Origin of the sequence: Streptomyces griseomycini, assembly GCF_014203535.1 — a bacterium.
GTDB lineage: Bacteria > Actinomycetota > Actinomycetes > Streptomycetales > Streptomycetaceae > Streptomyces > Streptomyces griseomycini.
In genome coordinates this window covers 365,612-380,485 of the sequence record NZ_JACHJI010000001.1, presented here as the reverse complement: position 1 = coordinate 380,485, position 14,874 = coordinate 365,612, and the positions used below count along the sequence as shown (strand labels likewise).

The following is a 14,874-nucleotide window of genomic DNA, read 5'->3' as shown; positions in this document are numbered from 1 at the left end:
GCACCGCCCACTCGTTCCCCGGCCTCGCCACCCGCCCCGCCCGGTGCCGTACGGCGGCCGACTCGGACCGGTGCCACGTGGGGCGACCGCCCGCCCGTGCCCACGGTCCCACCGCCCGCCCTCTCCGGCGTCGCGCGGCCGGTGCCGTGCGGCGGCCGGCCGCTCGTGCCCGTGGTCCCACCGCCCGTCCCGCCCGGCGCCGCGTGGTGGTCGAGCCGGGCGGCGTCACGTGGTGACCGTCCTGTCCAGGCCGTTCGACGGCCGCTCCGGACCCCTCCGCCGCCGAGTCTTCCCGGTCCGGCCGGCGCCGCACGGCGCGGGAGCAGCCGGTGGCGGGGCGCGTGCCCGGCTGCCGCGGGGCGTTCCGGGGCGGACGCCGTCGGGAGCCCCCGGCCGGCCGGAGGCGGACCGGTCGCCGACCGGGTGCCCGGCCGAGTCCTCGACGGCGTACGGACCCGCAGCCGCCGGGGGCGTACGGTTCCCGCGGGGGACGTCCACCTCTCGGCCGACCGGGAACGGGTGGTGCGTGGGCGGGAGGGAGGACCGGGCCACCGCACCGCCGGTTCAGAACGCAGGCCGCTCCGGGTCCAGCACGGCCAAGCCCTCCGCAGGAGACGACGCCTCGGCGAAGTGCCGCCGCGGAATCCGCCCCGCCAGCCGGGCCAACCGCCCCGCCTCCACCGCGTGCCGCATGGCGGCGGCCATCAGCACCGGCTCCTGCGCCCGCGTCACCGCCGACGCCAGCATCACCCCCGCACACCCCAGCTCCATCGCCAGCGCCGCGTCCGACGCCGTGCCCGCCCCCGCGTCCAGGATCACCGGCACGCGCGCGTGCTCCACGATCAGCTGGAAGTTGTGCGGGTTCCGGATCCCGAGCCCGGACCCGATCGGCGACCCCAGCGGCATGATCGCCGCACAGCCGACGTCCTCCAGCTTCCGCGCCAGCACCGGATCGTCGTTCGTGTACGGCAGCACCGTGAACCCGTCGTCGACCAGCGTCTCCGCCGCCTCCAGCAGTTCCACCGGGTCCGGCAGCAGCGTGCGCTCGTCGGCGATGACCTCCAGCTTGACCATCCCGGTGCCGAGCGCCTCCCGCGCGAGGCGCGCGGTGAGCACGGCCTCCCCGGCGGTGAAGCAGCCCGCCGTGTTCGGCAGCACCCGGATCCCCAGCTTCTCCAGCACCGACAGGACGGACCCGTGCACCGACGGGTCCACCCGCCGCATCGCCACGGTCGTCAGCTCCGTCCCGGACGCCACCAGCGCCCGCTCCAGCACGTCGAGGCTGGGCGCCCCGCCGGTGCCCATGATCAGACGGGACGTGAAGGACGTACCGCCCAGGAGGAACGGATCGTCGGCCATGGTCAGCCTCCTTGGACGGCGGTGAGGACTTCCACGCGGTCACCCTCCGAGAGGGCGGTGGCGGGCCACTGCGCGCGCGGGACGACGGTTTCGTTCAGGGCGGCGGCCACTCCCGAGGGCGCCGCGGTGAGCGCGCGCACGACGACGTCGAGGGCCGTGCCGGGCTCGACCTCCCGGGGTTCCCCGTTGACCGAGATGTTCATGCGGGCTGCTCCGTGAGTGCTGCGGCGGTGAAGCGCCGGGGGGTGAAGGGACGGGCCTCCTCCGGGAGCTCCCCGGTGGCCAGGACGTGCGCCAGGGCGTCGCCGGTGACCGGCGTGAGCAGGACGCCGTTGCGGTAGTGGCCGGTGGCCAGCACCAGCCCCTCCAACGCGGTCGGGCCGAGCAGCGGCGCGTTGTCGGGGGAGCCGGGGCGCAGCCCGGCCCGGATCTCGGTGAACGGCAGCTCGGTGATCCCGGGGACCAGCTCGTGGGCGTCGCGCAGCAGCTCGTACACCCCGCCCGCGGTGACGGTCGTGTCCCAGCCCATCTCCTCGCTGGTCGCCCCGACGACCAGCTCACCGCTCTCGCGCGGCACCAGGTAGACGTGGCTGCCGCGCACCACGGCCCGCACGGTCCGGCTCAGGAACGGCGTCGAGCGCGCCGTGTGCGCCGTGTGTCCCGGCATGGTCAGCCGCACCACCTGCCCCTTCACGGGACGCACGGGCGGCAGCACGTCCTCCGGGATGCCCGCGAGCCGCCCGCTGAGGCTGCCCGCGGCGAGCACCACCTGACCGGCGCCCAGCTCGGTGCCGTCGGCCGTGACGACGCCCGTCGCCCGGTCCCGTACGACGGTGAGCCGCTCGGCCCACGCGCGGTGCACGACCACACCGGTCCGCTCGCACGCGGTCACCAGCGCCGCCGCCAGCCGTCGCGGGTCGATCTGGTGGTCGCCGTCGACCCGCAGACCGCCGCGCACGCCCGGCGCGAGCATCGGCTCCAGGCGCCGGCACTCCCGCCCGGACAGCCACTGCGAGTCCAGCCCCGACCGCTGCTGCAGCGCGTGCAGCTCCCGCAGGTGGGCACGGTCGTCGGCGTCCAGCGCCACCGCGAGGGTGCCGCACCGGCGGTAGCCGAGGTCGTGCCCGGTGAGCTCGGTCAGCTCGGCCGCGAAGTCCGGGTAGCGGCGCGCGGAGGCGAGGTTCAGGCCGAGCAGGGTCTGCTCGCCGTAGTGCAGTTCCGTGACGGCGGCCAGCATCCCGGCGGCCACCTGGGCGGCGCCGCCGCCCGGCTCGGGGTCCACCAGGGCCGTGGCGAGACCGCGCTGCGCGGCCCGCCAGGCCGTGACCAGACCGATGATTCCACCCCCGACGACGAGGACGTCTGGGGTGCGCGTGGGCGACATGGGCGTCCAGCCCCTCCCTTCGCCGGCATGACCCGGATCAGGTTCGTACGGTCGGAGGCCGCAAGCCTCCCTCTCAGCCCGGTGCGTCCGGGCTCCCGCGAGTGCTTTACGTTGGCCACCCTAGCCCGCAGCGCATCGCACTCGTAAGGGAGCCCGGCCATGGCCCGTTCGCTCGACGGTCTCGTCCTCGCCCCCGTGGCCGACCAGGCCCCGGGACAGGTCGGCACCCGCACCCGGTTCGCCTACCACGAGCGGGACGGCGAGATCTGGGCCGAGTACGCGGGCGGCGACGTCGTGCGCGGGCACCTGGTGGGCACCCGGGAGGGCGACCGGCTGGACTTCCGGTACGTGCAGCTCAAGCGGGACGGCACGACGGCGTCGGGGCACTGCGTGTCGGCGGTCGTGGAGCTGCCCGACGGGCGGGTGCGGCTGGAGGAGACCTGGGAGTGGGAGTCGCAGCCGGGCAGCGGGACGAGCGTCGTGGAGGAGCTCGCGGCGGACGGGGGCTGAACCGATGCCCCGTCAGCCGTCTTCGGGTGTCTAAGGTGATCGGGTGAGCGAGCAGACGCAGGAGCCGGGGCCGTCCGAGCCACGGCGGGTGGTGGTGGCGGGCGCGGGCGTGGCCGGCGTGCAGACCGCGGTGGCCCTGCGGGAGCAGGGCTTCACCGGCACCGTGACCCTGATCGGCGCGGAGCCCCACCAGCCCTACGACCGGCCCCCCCTGTCCAAGGCGGTGCTGCTCGGGAAGGCCGAGGACTCCGCCTTCGACGTCGACTTCGAGTCGCTCGGCGTCGAACTGCGGCTCGGCTGCGAGGTGCTCGGCCTGCGCCCCTCGGACCACGAGCTGGACACGGAGGCCGGGCCCGTCCCCTACGACGTCCTGGTGGTCGCCACCGGCGCGGAACCGGTCCGGCTGCCGGGTGCGGAGGGCGTCGCCGGGGTGCATCTGCTGCGCACCCTGGACGATGCCGAACGGCTGCGGCCGGTCCTCGCGCGGCAGCACGACATCGTGGTGGTCGGCGCCGGCTGGATCGGCGCGGAGTTCGCCACGGCCGCGCGCGAGGCGGGCTGCGCGGTCACCGTCGTGGAGGCCGCCGAACGGCCGCTCGCCGAGACGCTGCCCGCCGAGGTGGCCGCCCCGATGGCCGCCTGGTACGCCGACGCCGGCGTCGACCTGCGCACGCACGCGCGCGTGGAGCGCGTCGAGCCCGGTGCCGTGGTCCTCGACGACGGCACGCGGCTGCCCGCGGGAGCCGTGGTCGTGGGCATCGGGGCCCGGCCCGCCACGGACTGGCTGGCCGGCTCCGGGATCGCGCTCGGGACGCACGGCGAGATCGTCGCCGACCGCCACCTGACGACCTCCGTGCCGGACGTCTACGCGGTCGGCGACTGCGCCTCCTTCCCCTCGGGGCGGTACGGCGAACGCCTGCTGGTCCACCACTGGGACAACGCCCTCCAGGGTCCGCGCACGGTCGCCGTGAACATCCTCGGCGCGGCCACCGGCCGGGCGCCGGAGGTGTACGACCCGGTGCCGTACTTCTGGTCGGAGCAGTTCGGGCGCTTCGTCCAGTACGCGGGACACCACGTGGACGCCGACCGGACCGTGTGGCGCGGGGACCCGGCCGACCCGGCGTGGACCGTGTGCTGGCTCCGTCAGGCGCGCCTGGTCGCGCTGCTGGCGGTGGGGCGGCCCCGGGACCTGGCCCAGGGGCGGCGGCTGATCGAGGCGGGCGCGGCGATGGACCCGGAGCTGCTGGCGGACCCGGCGCGGCCGCTGAAGTCGGCGGCCGCGTGACGGCCGCCGGACGCGTCCGCCCGGGCGGGCGGGGCTGACTTCCGGCTGTCAGTGGCAGATGGCAGGCTTGTTCCGTGACCGAGATTGACGCAAAGATCGATGCTCTCGTCCCCGCCTGGCTCACCCTCCCCGACATCGCCGAGAAGCTCGGCGTCGAGGTGACGCGCGTCCGGCAGCTGGTCAAGGAGGGCCAGCTCATCGCCGTGCGCCGGGGTGAGAACCGCGCGCTGCACGTCCCCGCCGCCTTCATCGACGGGGACAAGGTCGTCAAGGGCCTGACCGGAACCCTGACGCTCCTGCGGGACGACGGCTTCACGGTCGAAGAGATGCTGGAGTGGCTGTTCACTCCCGACCCCACGCTGCCGGGCACGCCCGTGCAGGCGCTGAGCGAGAACCGCGGCACGGAGGTGAAGCGCCGCGCCCAGGCGCTCGCGGTCTGACCCGGTACCTGACCGCCCGGGACCCGACCCGGACGACCGCCCGGCGCCCGTGAAGCGCGACGCCGGGCTCGAACCGCACCGACCGCCCGCCCCGGGGCCGCGGCCCGCCCCGGGGCCACGGTCCCGGGGCGGGCGTGCCCCGTGCGGGATCCGGCCGTGGCCGTGCGGCTTCGCGGGCGGACCGGCTCGGGCAGCCGCAGGGCGGGGCGGGCCGGACCCGCGGCCCCTGCGGGCGACGGCCGGGGGCGCGGACGCGCCTCGCGCGGCGGGCCGGCGCTTCCGGTGCGGTGCCCGGGTGCTCCGGTGCTCCGCGGGCCGCCGCCCGGTGTGCGGCGCGTCGTTCCGGCCGCCCCGCCCGCCTCGGGTGCCGCCGGGCACGGGGCGTCTCGTGGCCTCCCGCGGCACCGGCGAGAAGGGCCCGGGCCCGTCCGGCGGACCAGGCCGGAGGCGCGGGGCCGGCATGCCCTCTCCGGGCTGTTCGAGCGGGGCACCCGGCGGCGCTGTGCAGGCGGCCGCCCCCCGGAGTCCCCGGCCTCGTTCGAGCGGGGCACCCGGGCGCCCCGCTCACCCGGGACGGCGAGGTGCCGTTGGTATCCTCCGACCCGATCCGCCGGACAGGCCCCGGCGGCGCGTACGCCGCGGCCCGGGCCGGCCGGGGCGGCTCGCCGACGGCCGCCCGGGCCGTCGGGCCCGGACGCCACGACGCCACCGACCCCTGGGGGACACCCGCATGTCCGACACCGCAGCCACCACCGCCCGCGCCCGGCTCGCCGACGCCCGGCTCTACCTCTGCACCGACGCCCGCAAGCGGCAGGGGGACCTCCCGGAGTTCCTGGACGCCGTCCTGGCCGGCGGGGTCGACATCGTGCAGCTGCGGGACAAGGGCATGGAGGCCGCCGAGGAACTGGAGCACCTGGCGGTCGTCGCCGAGGCCTGCGCCCGGCACGGCAGGCTGCTCGCGGTCAACGACCGCGCGGACGTCGCCCACGCCGCCGGCGCCGACGTCCTCCACCTGGGCCAGGGCGACCTGCCCGTCCCCGCGGCCCGCGCCCTCCTCGGCGACGACGTCCTGATCGGCCGCTCCACGCACGCCGAGTCCGAGGCCGCCGCGGCCGCCGTCCAGTCCGGCGTGGACTACTTCTGCACCGGCCCCTGCTGGCCCACCCCCACCAAGCCCGGCCGCCACGCACCCGGCCTGGACCTGGTCCGTCGCACCGCCGCCCTCGGCACCGACCGCCCCTGGTTCGCCATCGGCGGCATCGACCTCGGCAACCTCGACGAGGTCCTGGAGGCCGGCGCCCGCCGGGTCGTCGTCGTACGGGCCCTCACCGAGGCCGACGACCCGGGCGCGGCGGCGGCCGAGTTCGCGGAGCGGCTGCGGGGCGCCGCTCGGGACGCCGGATGACCCCCGCGCGTCTCAGGTTTGTCCACACTGTGGACGGTAAGTCGACAAATCAGACAGATCTCCCACTTTCGGTTGGGGGACCGCCGTACCCTGGCTAACCTGCCGGTATGGCCCTCGGAACCGCATCCACCAGGACTGATCGCGCGCGCACCGTGCGTGACATCCTCGCCGCCGGCAAGACGACGTACTCCTTCGAGTTCTCGGCGCCGAAAACCCCCCAGGGCGAGCGGAACCTGTGGAGCGCGCTGCGCAGGGTCGAGGCGGTCGCGCCCGACTTCGTCTCCGTGACGTACGGCGCGGGCGGTTCCACGCGCGCCGGCACGGTCAAGGAGACCCAGCAGATCGTCGCCGACACCACCCTCACGCCGGTCGCCCACCTCACCGCGGTCAACCACTCCGTCGCCGAACTGCGCAACATCATCGGCCAGTACGCCGACGCCGGGATCCGCAACATGCTCGCCGTGCGCGGCGACCCGCCCGGCGACCCGATGGGCGACTGGGTGCCGCACCCGCAGGGCCTGACCTACGCCGCCGAACTCGTCCGGCTCATCAAGGAGTCGGGCGACTTCTGCGTGGGCGTCGCCGCCTTCCCGGAGATGCACCCGCGGTCGGCCGACTGGGACACGGACGTCGCGCACTTCGTCGACAAGTGCCGGGCCGGCGCCGACTACGCGATCACCCAGATGTTCTTCCAGCCCGAGTCCTACCTGCGCCTGCGCGACCGGGTCGCCGCGGCCGGCTGCGAGACCCCGGTGATCCCCGAGGTGATGCCGGTGACCAGCGTGAAGATGCTGGAGAGGTTGCCGAAGCTCAGCAACGCCGCGTTCCCGGACGCCCTCAAAGAGAGGATCCTGTCGGCGAAGGACGATCCGGCGGCGGTACGCTCCATCGGTATCGAGTTCGCCACGGAGTTCTGCGCCCGGCTGCTGGCCGAGGGAGTGCCCGGTCTGCACTTCATCACGCTCAACAACTCCACGGCGACCCTGGAAATCTACGAGAACCTGGGTCTGCACCACCCGCCGCAGGCCTGGACCGGTCGCACCGGTGTACGACACACTGCGTGACGACCACTGGGAGAGGGGCGTACATGGGCTGGACGGTCCTCTACATCGCGTTCGGCATCGTCGCGTTGTGGCTGCTCGGCGAGGTGCTGCTGCAGTACAAGGCGCGCCTGCGCTGGCGGCTGCTCGCCTTCGCCGGCTTCCTCGGTGTCGTGGTCGGTGTGCTGATCCCGTCCGTCGTCGTCATCGGGCTGGGCGCCGCCGCCTTCGCGGTCGGCCAGACCTACGTCACGCTGTCCTTCCGCCGCGGCTTCGCGGCCGGCTGGGCGGTCAACGCCCCGGCGCTGGCCGCCGCCACGGGCCGCCGCGGTGACCGCGGGCGCCGCCGGGAACCGACCCTGGAGGTCTCCGACCTGGAGGCGTCCGAGGCCGGTCACGACGACGAGGGCGCCGGCCACCGCGGTGACCGCGCCGGGTACGGCACGGACGACGACTACGACCGCGACGACGTGTTCACCCCCGCGCGCCCCGACCGGCCGACGGCCGACGGGACCACCGCCGTCTACGAGCCGCAGCCCGTGCCCGACGACACCGGCTCCTACGGCGTCTACGGCGACACGGGGCAGACTCCGTACGCGACGACCGCCCAGGGCGCCGACCAGAACTACGCCTACGACTACTCCGGCTACGGCCAGCAGCAGGGCTACGACACCACCGGCCAGCAGCAGTACGCCGCCTACTCCGACCCGTACATCGGCACCCAGACCTACGGCGGGGCCTCGTACGACACCGGCTACGCCGACTCGCAGCAGTACGGCCAGCAGCCCTACGGCCAGGACCAGTACGCCGGCGCCTACGGCGAGACCCCGCCCGGCGGCCTGTGGGTCCCGCAGCAGCGCAGCACCGACGACCCGTACGGCGGTGAACTCCCCCCGGAGCAGCCGTACCCGCACCAGGGCGGCGGACCGGCGCAGGGGAACGGGTACGACGAGCAGTACCGCTTCTGAGCGCGCTCACTGCGACCCGCGGAACTCCGGCCCCTCCACGATCAGCCCGGCGACCAGCGCCCCCGACATCCCGGCGTGCGGGAGACCGCCCCCCGGGTGGGACCAGCCGCCGACGCGGTACAGGCCCGGGAGCGGGGTGGTGTTGGCCGGGCGGAGGAAGCGGCCCCGCCCGGCGGCGAGGGCGGGAGCGGGGATGCCCCCGAACCCGGCGCCCGTCTCCTCCCCGAAGGCGCCGGGCGTGTGCACCTCCCGCCACAGGACGCGCCCGCGCAGACCGGGAACGGCGGCCTCGGCGGCCTCGACGAGCAGATCCGCGAACCGCTCGCCGGTCTCGCCCCCGTCCCACTGAGCGCCCTGCGGCACGGTGGCGGACAGGACCACGGACTCGTGCTCCGCGTCGGGGGCGAGGGCGGGGTCGTCCGGCCGCAGCACCGTCACCGTGGGCCGCACCGGGGTGCCGGCGCGGGCGGTGAGGAAGTCCAGCTCCGCCGTGCGGTCGGGGGCGTGCACGACCGTGCGGTGCGCCGCACCGGACTCGCGCGGCCCGCGCAGCGCCAGCAGCACCGTGAACCGCCCGGGCCGCCGCTCCGTGGGGTCGGGGCGCACATCGCCGTCGCCGTACAGCGGATGGCCGGTCATGAGCTCCAGCCGGTGCGGGTCCACGCCCGCGACCACGTGGTCCGCCTCGCCCACCGTGCCGTCGCGGAGCTCGACCCCCGCCACCCGGCCGTCCTCCTCCAGCACCCCGGAGACCTCCGCGCCGAAGTGGAACTCGACCTTACGGGCCACGCACCGCTCGTACACCGCCCGCGCCAGCTCCCGCATGCCGCCCCGCACGTACCAGGTGCCGAAGGCGTGCTCCATGTACGGCAGCACGGCCGCGCTCGCCGGGGTCCCACGGGGATCCAGGCCGTACGCGAGCGCGTGGCTCTCCAGCAGCGCGACCAGCCGGGGGTCCCGCAGCTCCCAGGAGCCGACCTCGGCGAGCGTGCCGGCCCGGCGGGTGCGCAGCAGCCGCTTGTGGGGGACCGCCGGGTAGGGCTCGCGTTCGGCCAGCACCTGCCAGTTCGGCCACAACGGCTCCTCCAGCAGCGGCCTGCGCGACCGGTCCCAGGCCTCACGGGCCCGCACCAGGAAGTCGCCCCACCGGCGGCCGGCGTCCGGCCCGAGCGCCTCGCCCAGGGCCGCGACGACGCCCGCGCGCGAGGCGTTCGGCAGCGACACCCGGGTGCCGTCCGCGAACACGTGCCGCGACGACGGGTCGACCTGGACCAGGTCGACGCATTCCTCCAACGGCTCCCGGCCGGTCTTGACGAAGAGGTCGCGGTACACCGCGGGGAGGGTGAACAGACCGGGACCGGTGTCGAAGGAGAACCCGTCCCGCTCCCGGCGGCGCAGGACGCCGCCGTACGTCTCCGTCCGTTCGTACACCGCCACCCGGTGGCCCGCGACGGCCAGCCGGGCGGCGGCCGCCATCGCGCCCATCCCGGCGCCGATCACCGCAATCCGTGCCATGCCAGGGACTTTATCCGCCGCCACCGGCGGACCGGCCCCCGAGTACCGGCGCCCCCGCGCGGGTGACCAGCCGCCGGCACCGCGTCGTGGGGGCGGGTGCGCAGGCGTGAGTATCCGTACCTAGCCGCCGAGATGAGTACGCGCGCGGATGGGTCCCGCCCCGCGGGGACGGGAGAGTGGAGACCACGGAGAGGGGCACGGCTTCCGGAACCGGCGACACGGGGCGCCGGAACGGCGCGGCCCGCGATCCGCTCCTTCCGCCGGCGCCGTCGGCGGGAGCGAGGCACGGGGGAACCCGGGGGACGACCGCGAACGGGGGTTCTGCGGGGGGACGCACGGGGGAGCAAGGAAGGCGCCGGTCCGACGGTGGCCCGCGGGGGACGCGGCCACCGGCGGGCCGGCGCCTTCGCGTGCGCCGGCCCGCCGTCACCCGGCCTCAGCGGTGACCGCTGACCCGTCCCTGCAGCAGCCGGGACAGAGCCGCGTGCACGTCGTCCAGGGAGCGCTCCGGCTGGAAGGACTTCCAGTCCAGCGCGGCCACCAGCACCATGCCGACCAGCGCCGCCGCCGTCAGCGGGACGTCGATCTCCTCGCTGAACTCCCCGGCGGCCACGCCCTCGCGCAGCACGCCCTCGACCACCGCCACGGCCTGCTGCCGCACCACCATCAGCGTGGACTGCCAGGCCCGGTTGGTGCGCCACAGCTCGGCCACGTACAGCTGGGTGAAGGCCGGATAGCGGTCGATGAAGACCAGGCCCGCGCGGACCATCGCGTCCAGGGCGTCGACCCTGCTGCCGCCCTGGGCGGCCGTCTTCTCGGCCGCCTCCCGCAGCGAGGCGGTCAGGAGACCGACGCCGTGCCGCAGCAACTCCTCGAAGAGGACCGACTTGCTCGCGAAGTTGTAGTAGACCGTGCCCTTCGCGACTCCCGCCCGCTCGGCGATCTCGTCCACCGTGGTGGCGGAGAAGCCCTGTTCGGCGATGAGGGTGACGGCCGCCTCGTAGAGCTTCTGCCGGGTGGCCTCGCGGCGGGCGCTGCCGCCCGACGTGGTGCTGCTGCGTTCCATGACCCCGATTGTCACAGGGACGCCGGTCCGTCCGTTCACAGGCTCAGCTCCGGGTGCAGCCGGTCCAGGGTCCACACCTGCCGGCGGCGGGCCGACAGCGCGGTCAGCGCGAGGGCGCCCACGGTGAAGGCCGCGAGCACGGCGCACGCCTGCCACACCGGTCCGAGCCCGCCGCCCGTGATCAGCCGCCGGAGCGCCTCGACGACGTGGGTCATCGGGAGAAGGGGGTGCAGCGCGTTGAAGAAGCCGGGACTGGTCTGCACGGGGTACGTGCCGCCCGCCGACGTCAGCTGGAGCATCAGCAGCGCGAGGACGAGGATCCGGCCGGCCGCTCCGAAGCGCGCGTTCAGCCACTGCACGATCGCCGCGAAGCACGCCGTCACCAGGAACAGGAAGCCCACCGTCCCCGCCGCCCGGGCCGTCTGCAGCCCGAGCGCCCAGTGCAGCACCGACATCAGCGCCACCGTCTGCAGCACCCCGATCACCAGCACCGGCAGCCAGCCCGCCAGCGCGATCCGCCAGGCCGAGGCGCCGGCGGCGAGGGCACGCCGGTTCATCGGCGCGATGACCATGTACGCCACCATCGCGCCCACCCACAGCGACAGCGGGATGAAGTACGGAGCGAAGCCGGTGCCGTAGTTGGGCGCCTTGTGCAGGTCGTGGGTGACGAGCCGGACCGGGTCGGCCATCACCTCGGTGCGCAGGTCGCGGTCCTGCTTGTCGTAGTCGGGGATCCGCCCGGCGCCCTCGTGCAGTCCGCCGGCGAGCTCGCCGGAGCCGTCGACGAGCTTGAAGATGCCGCCGTTCAGGTCGTCCGCGCCGGTCTTGAGCTCGCCGACGCCCTCGTCCAGGTCCAGGGCGCCGGTCTCGGCGGTGCCCAGGCCCTTGTGCAGCTTCTTCGCACCGGCGGCGACCTTGCCGGCGCCGGCGTTCAGCTTGTTGATCCGGGTGACGGCGTCGTCGAGGTCCTCGGAGAGGCGCGGGGCGCGGTCGGCGAGCGCCCGCGCCTGCTTCTGCAGGGTGCCGAGGTGGGTGTCGAGCTTCTTCAGGTCGCCGCGGTGGTCGGTGACCAGGCCGCTGACGTCTTCGGCGACGGCCGCCGCGGCGGCCGTCGCGTCCCTGGCCCGCTCCAGATCGGCGCAGGCGGGATCGGCGGAACCGGTGGTGCCGGCGGGGTCGGTGGTGCCAGTGGGATCGGTGGGATCGGTGGTGCCGGCGGGGCCGGACCGGGCGGGGTCCTCGCAGCGGGTGCGGTGGACGTCGTCCAGGGTGCCGGACGCCGCGCGGGCGTCCTTCGCGGCGTCCGGCGCCCGCTTCTCCAGCGCGTCGAGGTCGTCGCGGAGCCGGCCCGCCGAGTCGGCGACGAACCGGGCCGTGTCGCCGATGGTCTTCTCGTTGTCCTCCAGGAACGGGCCCACCTCGGCGTCGACGGCGTTCACCTTGTCGGCGAGCGTCCGCGTCCCGTCCGCGACCTTCCGCGCACCGTCCTCCAGGTCGCCCGCGCCCCGGTGGAGGTCCTTCAGGCCCTTGGACAGCTTGCCGCTGCCCTTACGGGCGTCCGCCAGGCCGTCGGCGAGGTCCTCGGAACCCTTCTCCGCCCTCCCGATGCCGCCCTTGAGCCGGTCGGCGCCCTTCGCCGCCCTCACGGTCTCGCCGTGGATGTCCGAGAACGAGACGAAGATCCGGTCCAGGAAGGAGCGCGACGTCTTCGTGGACGCGGCCCGGCGCACCTCGCCGAAGACCGTCCGGGAGATCTGCCCGACGATGTAGTTGTTGGCGTCGTTCGTCCGCACCTCCAGGGCGCCGGTCTCGGGGGAGTCCCCCGAGCTGGAGGCGACGCGGCGGCTGAAGTCGGCGGGCACGGTCAGCGACAGGTAGTAGGTGCCGTCCTCGACGCCCCGCCGGGCCTCCTCCGCGCTCACCTCCCGCCAGTCGAAGGTGCCGCTGTCGCGCAGCCCCCCGGCGATGTCGTCGCCCGCGGTGATCCGCTTCCCGTCGGCGGTCGCCCCCCGGTCGTCGTTCACGAGCGCCACGGGGATCCGGTCGAGGCGGCTGTAGGGGTCCCAGAACGACCACAGGTACAGGGCGCCGTACAGCAGGGGCAGCACCAGCAGGGCGACCAGGGCCGCGCGCGGCAGCTTGCCGCGGCCGAAGCGCCGCAGCTCAAGAGCGGCCAGTCTCGGCGAGCGCATCGGCCGCCTCCTCCCTCTCGTCGTGCTCCGCGTCGTGCTCCTCGTCGTGCTCCGCGGTGTGCTCCTCGTCGGATCCGGTGGCTCCCGTGCGGACGACCACCACGTCCCGCGGTGCCTCGCTGCACACCGCCACCACCGTCGGGCCGGCTTCGGTGACCGACCTCAGCAGGGCCCAGACCTCGTCCCGTTCGGCGGACGAGAGCTTCAGGTCGGCGTCGTCCACCCCGAGCAGCCGGGGGCGTCCGAGCAGGGCCAGCGCGAGCGACAGCCGCAGCGCCTCCACCCGCTCCAGCTCCCGTACGGCGGTCCGCGCGCCCTTGGGCAGCGTCGCGAGGTCCAGTCCGGCGGTGGCCAGCGCGGTGTCGACGCGCCTCCTCTCCCCGGCCGCACGCTCCCTGCGCGGACGCAGCAGCCCGCGCAGGGAGCCGCCGAAGCGGCGCTGCAGCAGCGCCCGCTCGCGCAGGTGCTCGCCGACGGTCAGGGCCGGGTCGAGATCGGTCACGCCGGCGACGTGCGCGAGCGCGCTGATCCGGCGCACGGCGGCCATGCGCCTGGGCAGCGCGAGCCCGCCCACGGCGGCCAGGCCCTCCGTGGGCCGCATCCGCCCGGTGAGCGCGAGCAGCAGGCAGGTGCGGCCCGACCCGGACGGTCCCTCGACGGCGATCAGCGAGCCGGGCCCCGCTTCGACGCCGATCCCGCGGAACGCCCAGCCCCGCGGTCCCTCGAGCCCGAAGCCGCGGGCCGAGACGGCGAGTCCGGGCGGATCGTTCACCACGTCCCCCATGCGTCCCCCACTTCCTTTCCCGAACCCCTGCGGGACTTTTTGAACTGACTGGTCAGTGCAAAAACTAGCCCGAACGCTCGCTCGAGGCAAAGCCCCAGGTCAGAACGGATTGTCAGTGCCATACCGCACGATGAGCACATACGGCACCTCGTAGCAGAGCGTGCCGTCACGAAGACGACAGGAGGTTCGTCATGGCCAACTCGTCCGCAGCCGCGGCCCGTCGGCACCGCGCAACCCGCCCTGCCCCCTCGACGAACGGTCCGGCGAGCGACGTCCACCCCGTGCTGCGCCGCGCCGCGGCCCCGCCCGCCGCCCTCGACCTGCTCGCCCAGGCCCGTGCCGGACTCGACGAGGCCACCGTCCTCGACACCCCCAACGAGCGCTACGCGACGGCCCACCTCGCCGCCCTGCGCACCGCCGCCGCCGTGCTCGCCGCGCGCGGCCGGCCCGAGACCTCACCCCGGGCCCGGGCCCGGATCAGGAGCGCCTGGGAAGTGCTCCCCGAGATCGCGCCCGAGCTCGCCGAGTGGAGCGCGCTGTTCGCCTCCGGGGCCCGGCGCCGCGCCCGGGCCGAGGCAGGCATCCAGGGCGCGGCGAGCGGGCGGGACGCCGACGACCTGATACGGGACGTGGCGATGTTCCTGCGCCTGGTGGAGCGCATGCTCGTCCTCCAGCCGGTCCTCCCGCAGCCGCACGGGGACACGGACCGGCCGGAGGGCCGCGACCCGGGCGGGGGTGCGGACGGGGGCCCGGTCCGGGACGTCCCGGACGCGGGCTGACCGTCCGTCCGCGGTGAGCCCTTCGCGGTGGCACGGGCAGGTGACCGGGTACCGCACCGCAGGCAATAGGGTGGAGGGCGCCTGAACCCCTTCCCGCCCCGGCGCTCCGGGACGGGAAGGGAGCCCGATCGCTCCGCCGAGGATGAG

14 protein-coding genes and 1 riboswitch are annotated in these 14,874 nt (G+C 75.3%); of the genes, 7 read left to right on the top strand and 7 right to left on the bottom strand.

Going from position 1 to position 14,874, the window contains the following annotated elements:
- Nucleotides 1–564: 564 nt before the first annotated feature.
- The 3 genes from FHS37_RS01730 to thiO all read right to left on the bottom strand — a co-directional run bounded on the left by FHS37_RS01730 (nt 565) and on the right by thiO (nt 2,743).
- Entirely contained in the window at nt 565–1,359 is a 795-nt protein-coding gene (locus FHS37_RS01730; protein ID WP_184817192.1) for a thiazole synthase, read from the bottom strand.
- Between the two features lie 2 nt (nt 1,360–1,361).
- Nucleotides 1,362–1,562 (bottom strand): sulfur carrier protein ThiS, encoded by a 201-nt coding sequence (thiS, locus tag FHS37_RS01725; protein ID WP_184817191.1) that lies wholly within the window; start codon nt 1,560–1,562, stop codon nt 1,362–1,364.
- The gene (gene thiO, locus FHS37_RS01720) at nt 1,559–2,743 is read right to left on the bottom strand and encodes a glycine oxidase ThiO (protein WP_184817190.1); all 1,185 of its coding nucleotides are present in this window, start codon (nt 2,741–2,743) and stop codon (nt 1,559–1,561) included. The genes thiS and thiO overlap by 4 nt, the downstream gene beginning before the upstream one ends.
- A riboswitch (TPP riboswitch) is annotated at nt 2,741–2,852 on the bottom strand. It overlaps the preceding gene by 3 nt.
- A gap of 50 nt (nt 2,853–2,902) precedes the next feature.
- Here thiO and FHS37_RS01715 point away from each other — a divergent pair.
- The 6 genes from FHS37_RS01715 (at nt 2,903) to FHS37_RS01690 (ending at nt 8,391) form a co-directional block, all read left to right on the top strand.
- On the top strand, nt 2,903–3,253 hold the full coding sequence (locus tag FHS37_RS01715; RefSeq protein WP_184817189.1) for an avidin-fold protein: 351 nt from the start codon (nt 2,903–2,905) through the stop codon (nt 3,251–3,253).
- Nucleotides 3,254–3,296: 43 nt separating this feature from the next.
- Entirely contained in the window at nt 3,297–4,538 is a 1,242-nt protein-coding gene (locus FHS37_RS01710) for an NAD(P)/FAD-dependent oxidoreductase (RefSeq protein ID WP_184817188.1), read from the top strand.
- Nucleotides 4,539–4,612: 74 nt separating this feature from the next.
- Nucleotides 4,613–4,978 carry an Rv2175c family DNA-binding protein gene (locus FHS37_RS01705; protein ID WP_184817187.1) on the top strand — a complete coding sequence of 122 codons (366 nt, stop codon included), beginning with the start codon at nt 4,613–4,615 and terminating at the stop codon, nt 4,976–4,978.
- A gap of 730 nt (nt 4,979–5,708) precedes the next feature.
- On the top strand, nt 5,709–6,383 hold the full coding sequence (thiE, locus tag FHS37_RS01700) for a thiamine phosphate synthase (protein WP_184817186.1): 675 nt from the start codon (nt 5,709–5,711) through the stop codon (nt 6,381–6,383).
- Between the two features lie 107 nt (nt 6,384–6,490).
- Entirely contained in the window at nt 6,491–7,447 is a 957-nt protein-coding gene (metF, locus tag FHS37_RS01695; protein WP_184817185.1) for a methylenetetrahydrofolate reductase [NAD(P)H], read from the top strand.
- 23 nt (nt 7,448–7,470) lie between these two features.
- A complete protein-coding gene (locus FHS37_RS01690; RefSeq protein ID WP_184817687.1) occupies nt 7,471–8,391 on the top strand; it encodes an SCO2102 family sporulation regulator in 921 nt (306 codons plus the stop codon).
- A gap of 6 nt (nt 8,392–8,397) precedes the next feature.
- On the opposite strand, the gene FHS37_RS01685 is transcribed toward FHS37_RS01690, so the two are convergent.
- The 4 genes from FHS37_RS01685 to FHS37_RS01670 form a co-directional block, all read right to left on the bottom strand.
- Nucleotides 8,398–9,906: a phytoene desaturase family protein gene (locus tag FHS37_RS01685; protein ID WP_184817184.1), complete on the bottom strand. Its 1,509-nt coding sequence runs from the start codon at nt 9,904–9,906 to the stop codon at nt 8,398–8,400.
- Between the two features lie 436 nt (nt 9,907–10,342).
- Nucleotides 10,343–10,972: a TetR/AcrR family transcriptional regulator gene (locus FHS37_RS01680; RefSeq protein WP_184817183.1), complete on the bottom strand. Its 630-nt coding sequence runs from the start codon at nt 10,970–10,972 to the stop codon at nt 10,343–10,345.
- Nucleotides 10,973–11,007: 35 nt separating this feature from the next.
- Complete coding sequence (locus tag FHS37_RS01675) at nt 11,008–13,164, bottom strand: YhgE/Pip family protein (protein WP_184817182.1); 2,157 nt, start codon at nt 13,162–13,164, stop codon at nt 11,008–11,010.
- Nucleotides 13,136–13,948, bottom strand: coding sequence for an ATP-binding cassette domain-containing protein (locus FHS37_RS01670; protein ID WP_184817181.1), 813 nt, complete (start codon nt 13,946–13,948; stop codon nt 13,136–13,138). The genes FHS37_RS01675 and FHS37_RS01670 overlap by 29 nt, the downstream gene beginning before the upstream one ends.
- A gap of 191 nt (nt 13,949–14,139) precedes the next feature.
- Between FHS37_RS01670 and FHS37_RS01665 the strand changes: the two genes are divergently transcribed.
- Nucleotides 14,140–14,727 carry an SAV_6107 family HEPN domain-containing protein gene (locus tag FHS37_RS01665; protein WP_184817180.1) on the top strand — a complete coding sequence of 196 codons (588 nt, stop codon included), beginning with the start codon at nt 14,140–14,142 and terminating at the stop codon, nt 14,725–14,727.
- Nucleotides 14,728–14,874: the final 147 nt, after the last annotated feature.

What these genes read in the sequence shown, in the direction of transcription:
- FHS37_RS01690 (WP_184817687.1), top strand. Translation starts at nt 7,471, where the DNA reads ATGGGCTGGACGGTCCTCTACATCGCGTTCGGCATCGTCGCGTTGTGG.
- thiS (WP_184817191.1), bottom strand. Translation starts at nt 1,562, where the DNA reads ATGAACATCTCGGTCAACGGGGAACCCCGGGAGGTCGAGCCCGGCACG.
- FHS37_RS01685 (WP_184817184.1), bottom strand. Translation starts at nt 9,906, where the DNA reads ATGGCACGGATTGCGGTGATCGGCGCCGGGATGGGCGCGATGGCGGCC.
- thiO (WP_184817190.1), bottom strand. Translation starts at nt 2,743, where the DNA reads ATGTCGCCCACGCGCACCCCAGACGTCCTCGTCGTCGGGGGTGGAATC.
- FHS37_RS01680 (WP_184817183.1), bottom strand. Translation starts at nt 10,972, where the DNA reads ATGGAACGCAGCAGCACCACGTCGGGCGGCAGCGCCCGCCGCGAGGCC.
- FHS37_RS01670 (WP_184817181.1), bottom strand. Translation starts at nt 13,948, where the DNA reads ATGGGGGACGTGGTGAACGATCCGCCCGGACTCGCCGTCTCGGCCCGC.
- metF (WP_184817185.1), top strand. Translation starts at nt 6,491, where the DNA reads ATGGCCCTCGGAACCGCATCCACCAGGACTGATCGCGCGCGCACCGTG.
- FHS37_RS01730 (WP_184817192.1), bottom strand. Translation starts at nt 1,359, where the DNA reads ATGGCCGACGATCCGTTCCTCCTGGGCGGTACGTCCTTCACGTCCCGT.
- FHS37_RS01715 (WP_184817189.1), top strand. Translation starts at nt 2,903, where the DNA reads ATGGCCCGTTCGCTCGACGGTCTCGTCCTCGCCCCCGTGGCCGACCAG.
- thiE (WP_184817186.1), top strand. Translation starts at nt 5,709, where the DNA reads ATGTCCGACACCGCAGCCACCACCGCCCGCGCCCGGCTCGCCGACGCC.
- FHS37_RS01675 (WP_184817182.1), bottom strand. Translation starts at nt 13,164, where the DNA reads ATGCGCTCGCCGAGACTGGCCGCTCTTGAGCTGCGGCGCTTCGGCCGC.
- FHS37_RS01665 (WP_184817180.1), top strand. Translation starts at nt 14,140, where the DNA reads ATGGCCAACTCGTCCGCAGCCGCGGCCCGTCGGCACCGCGCAACCCGC.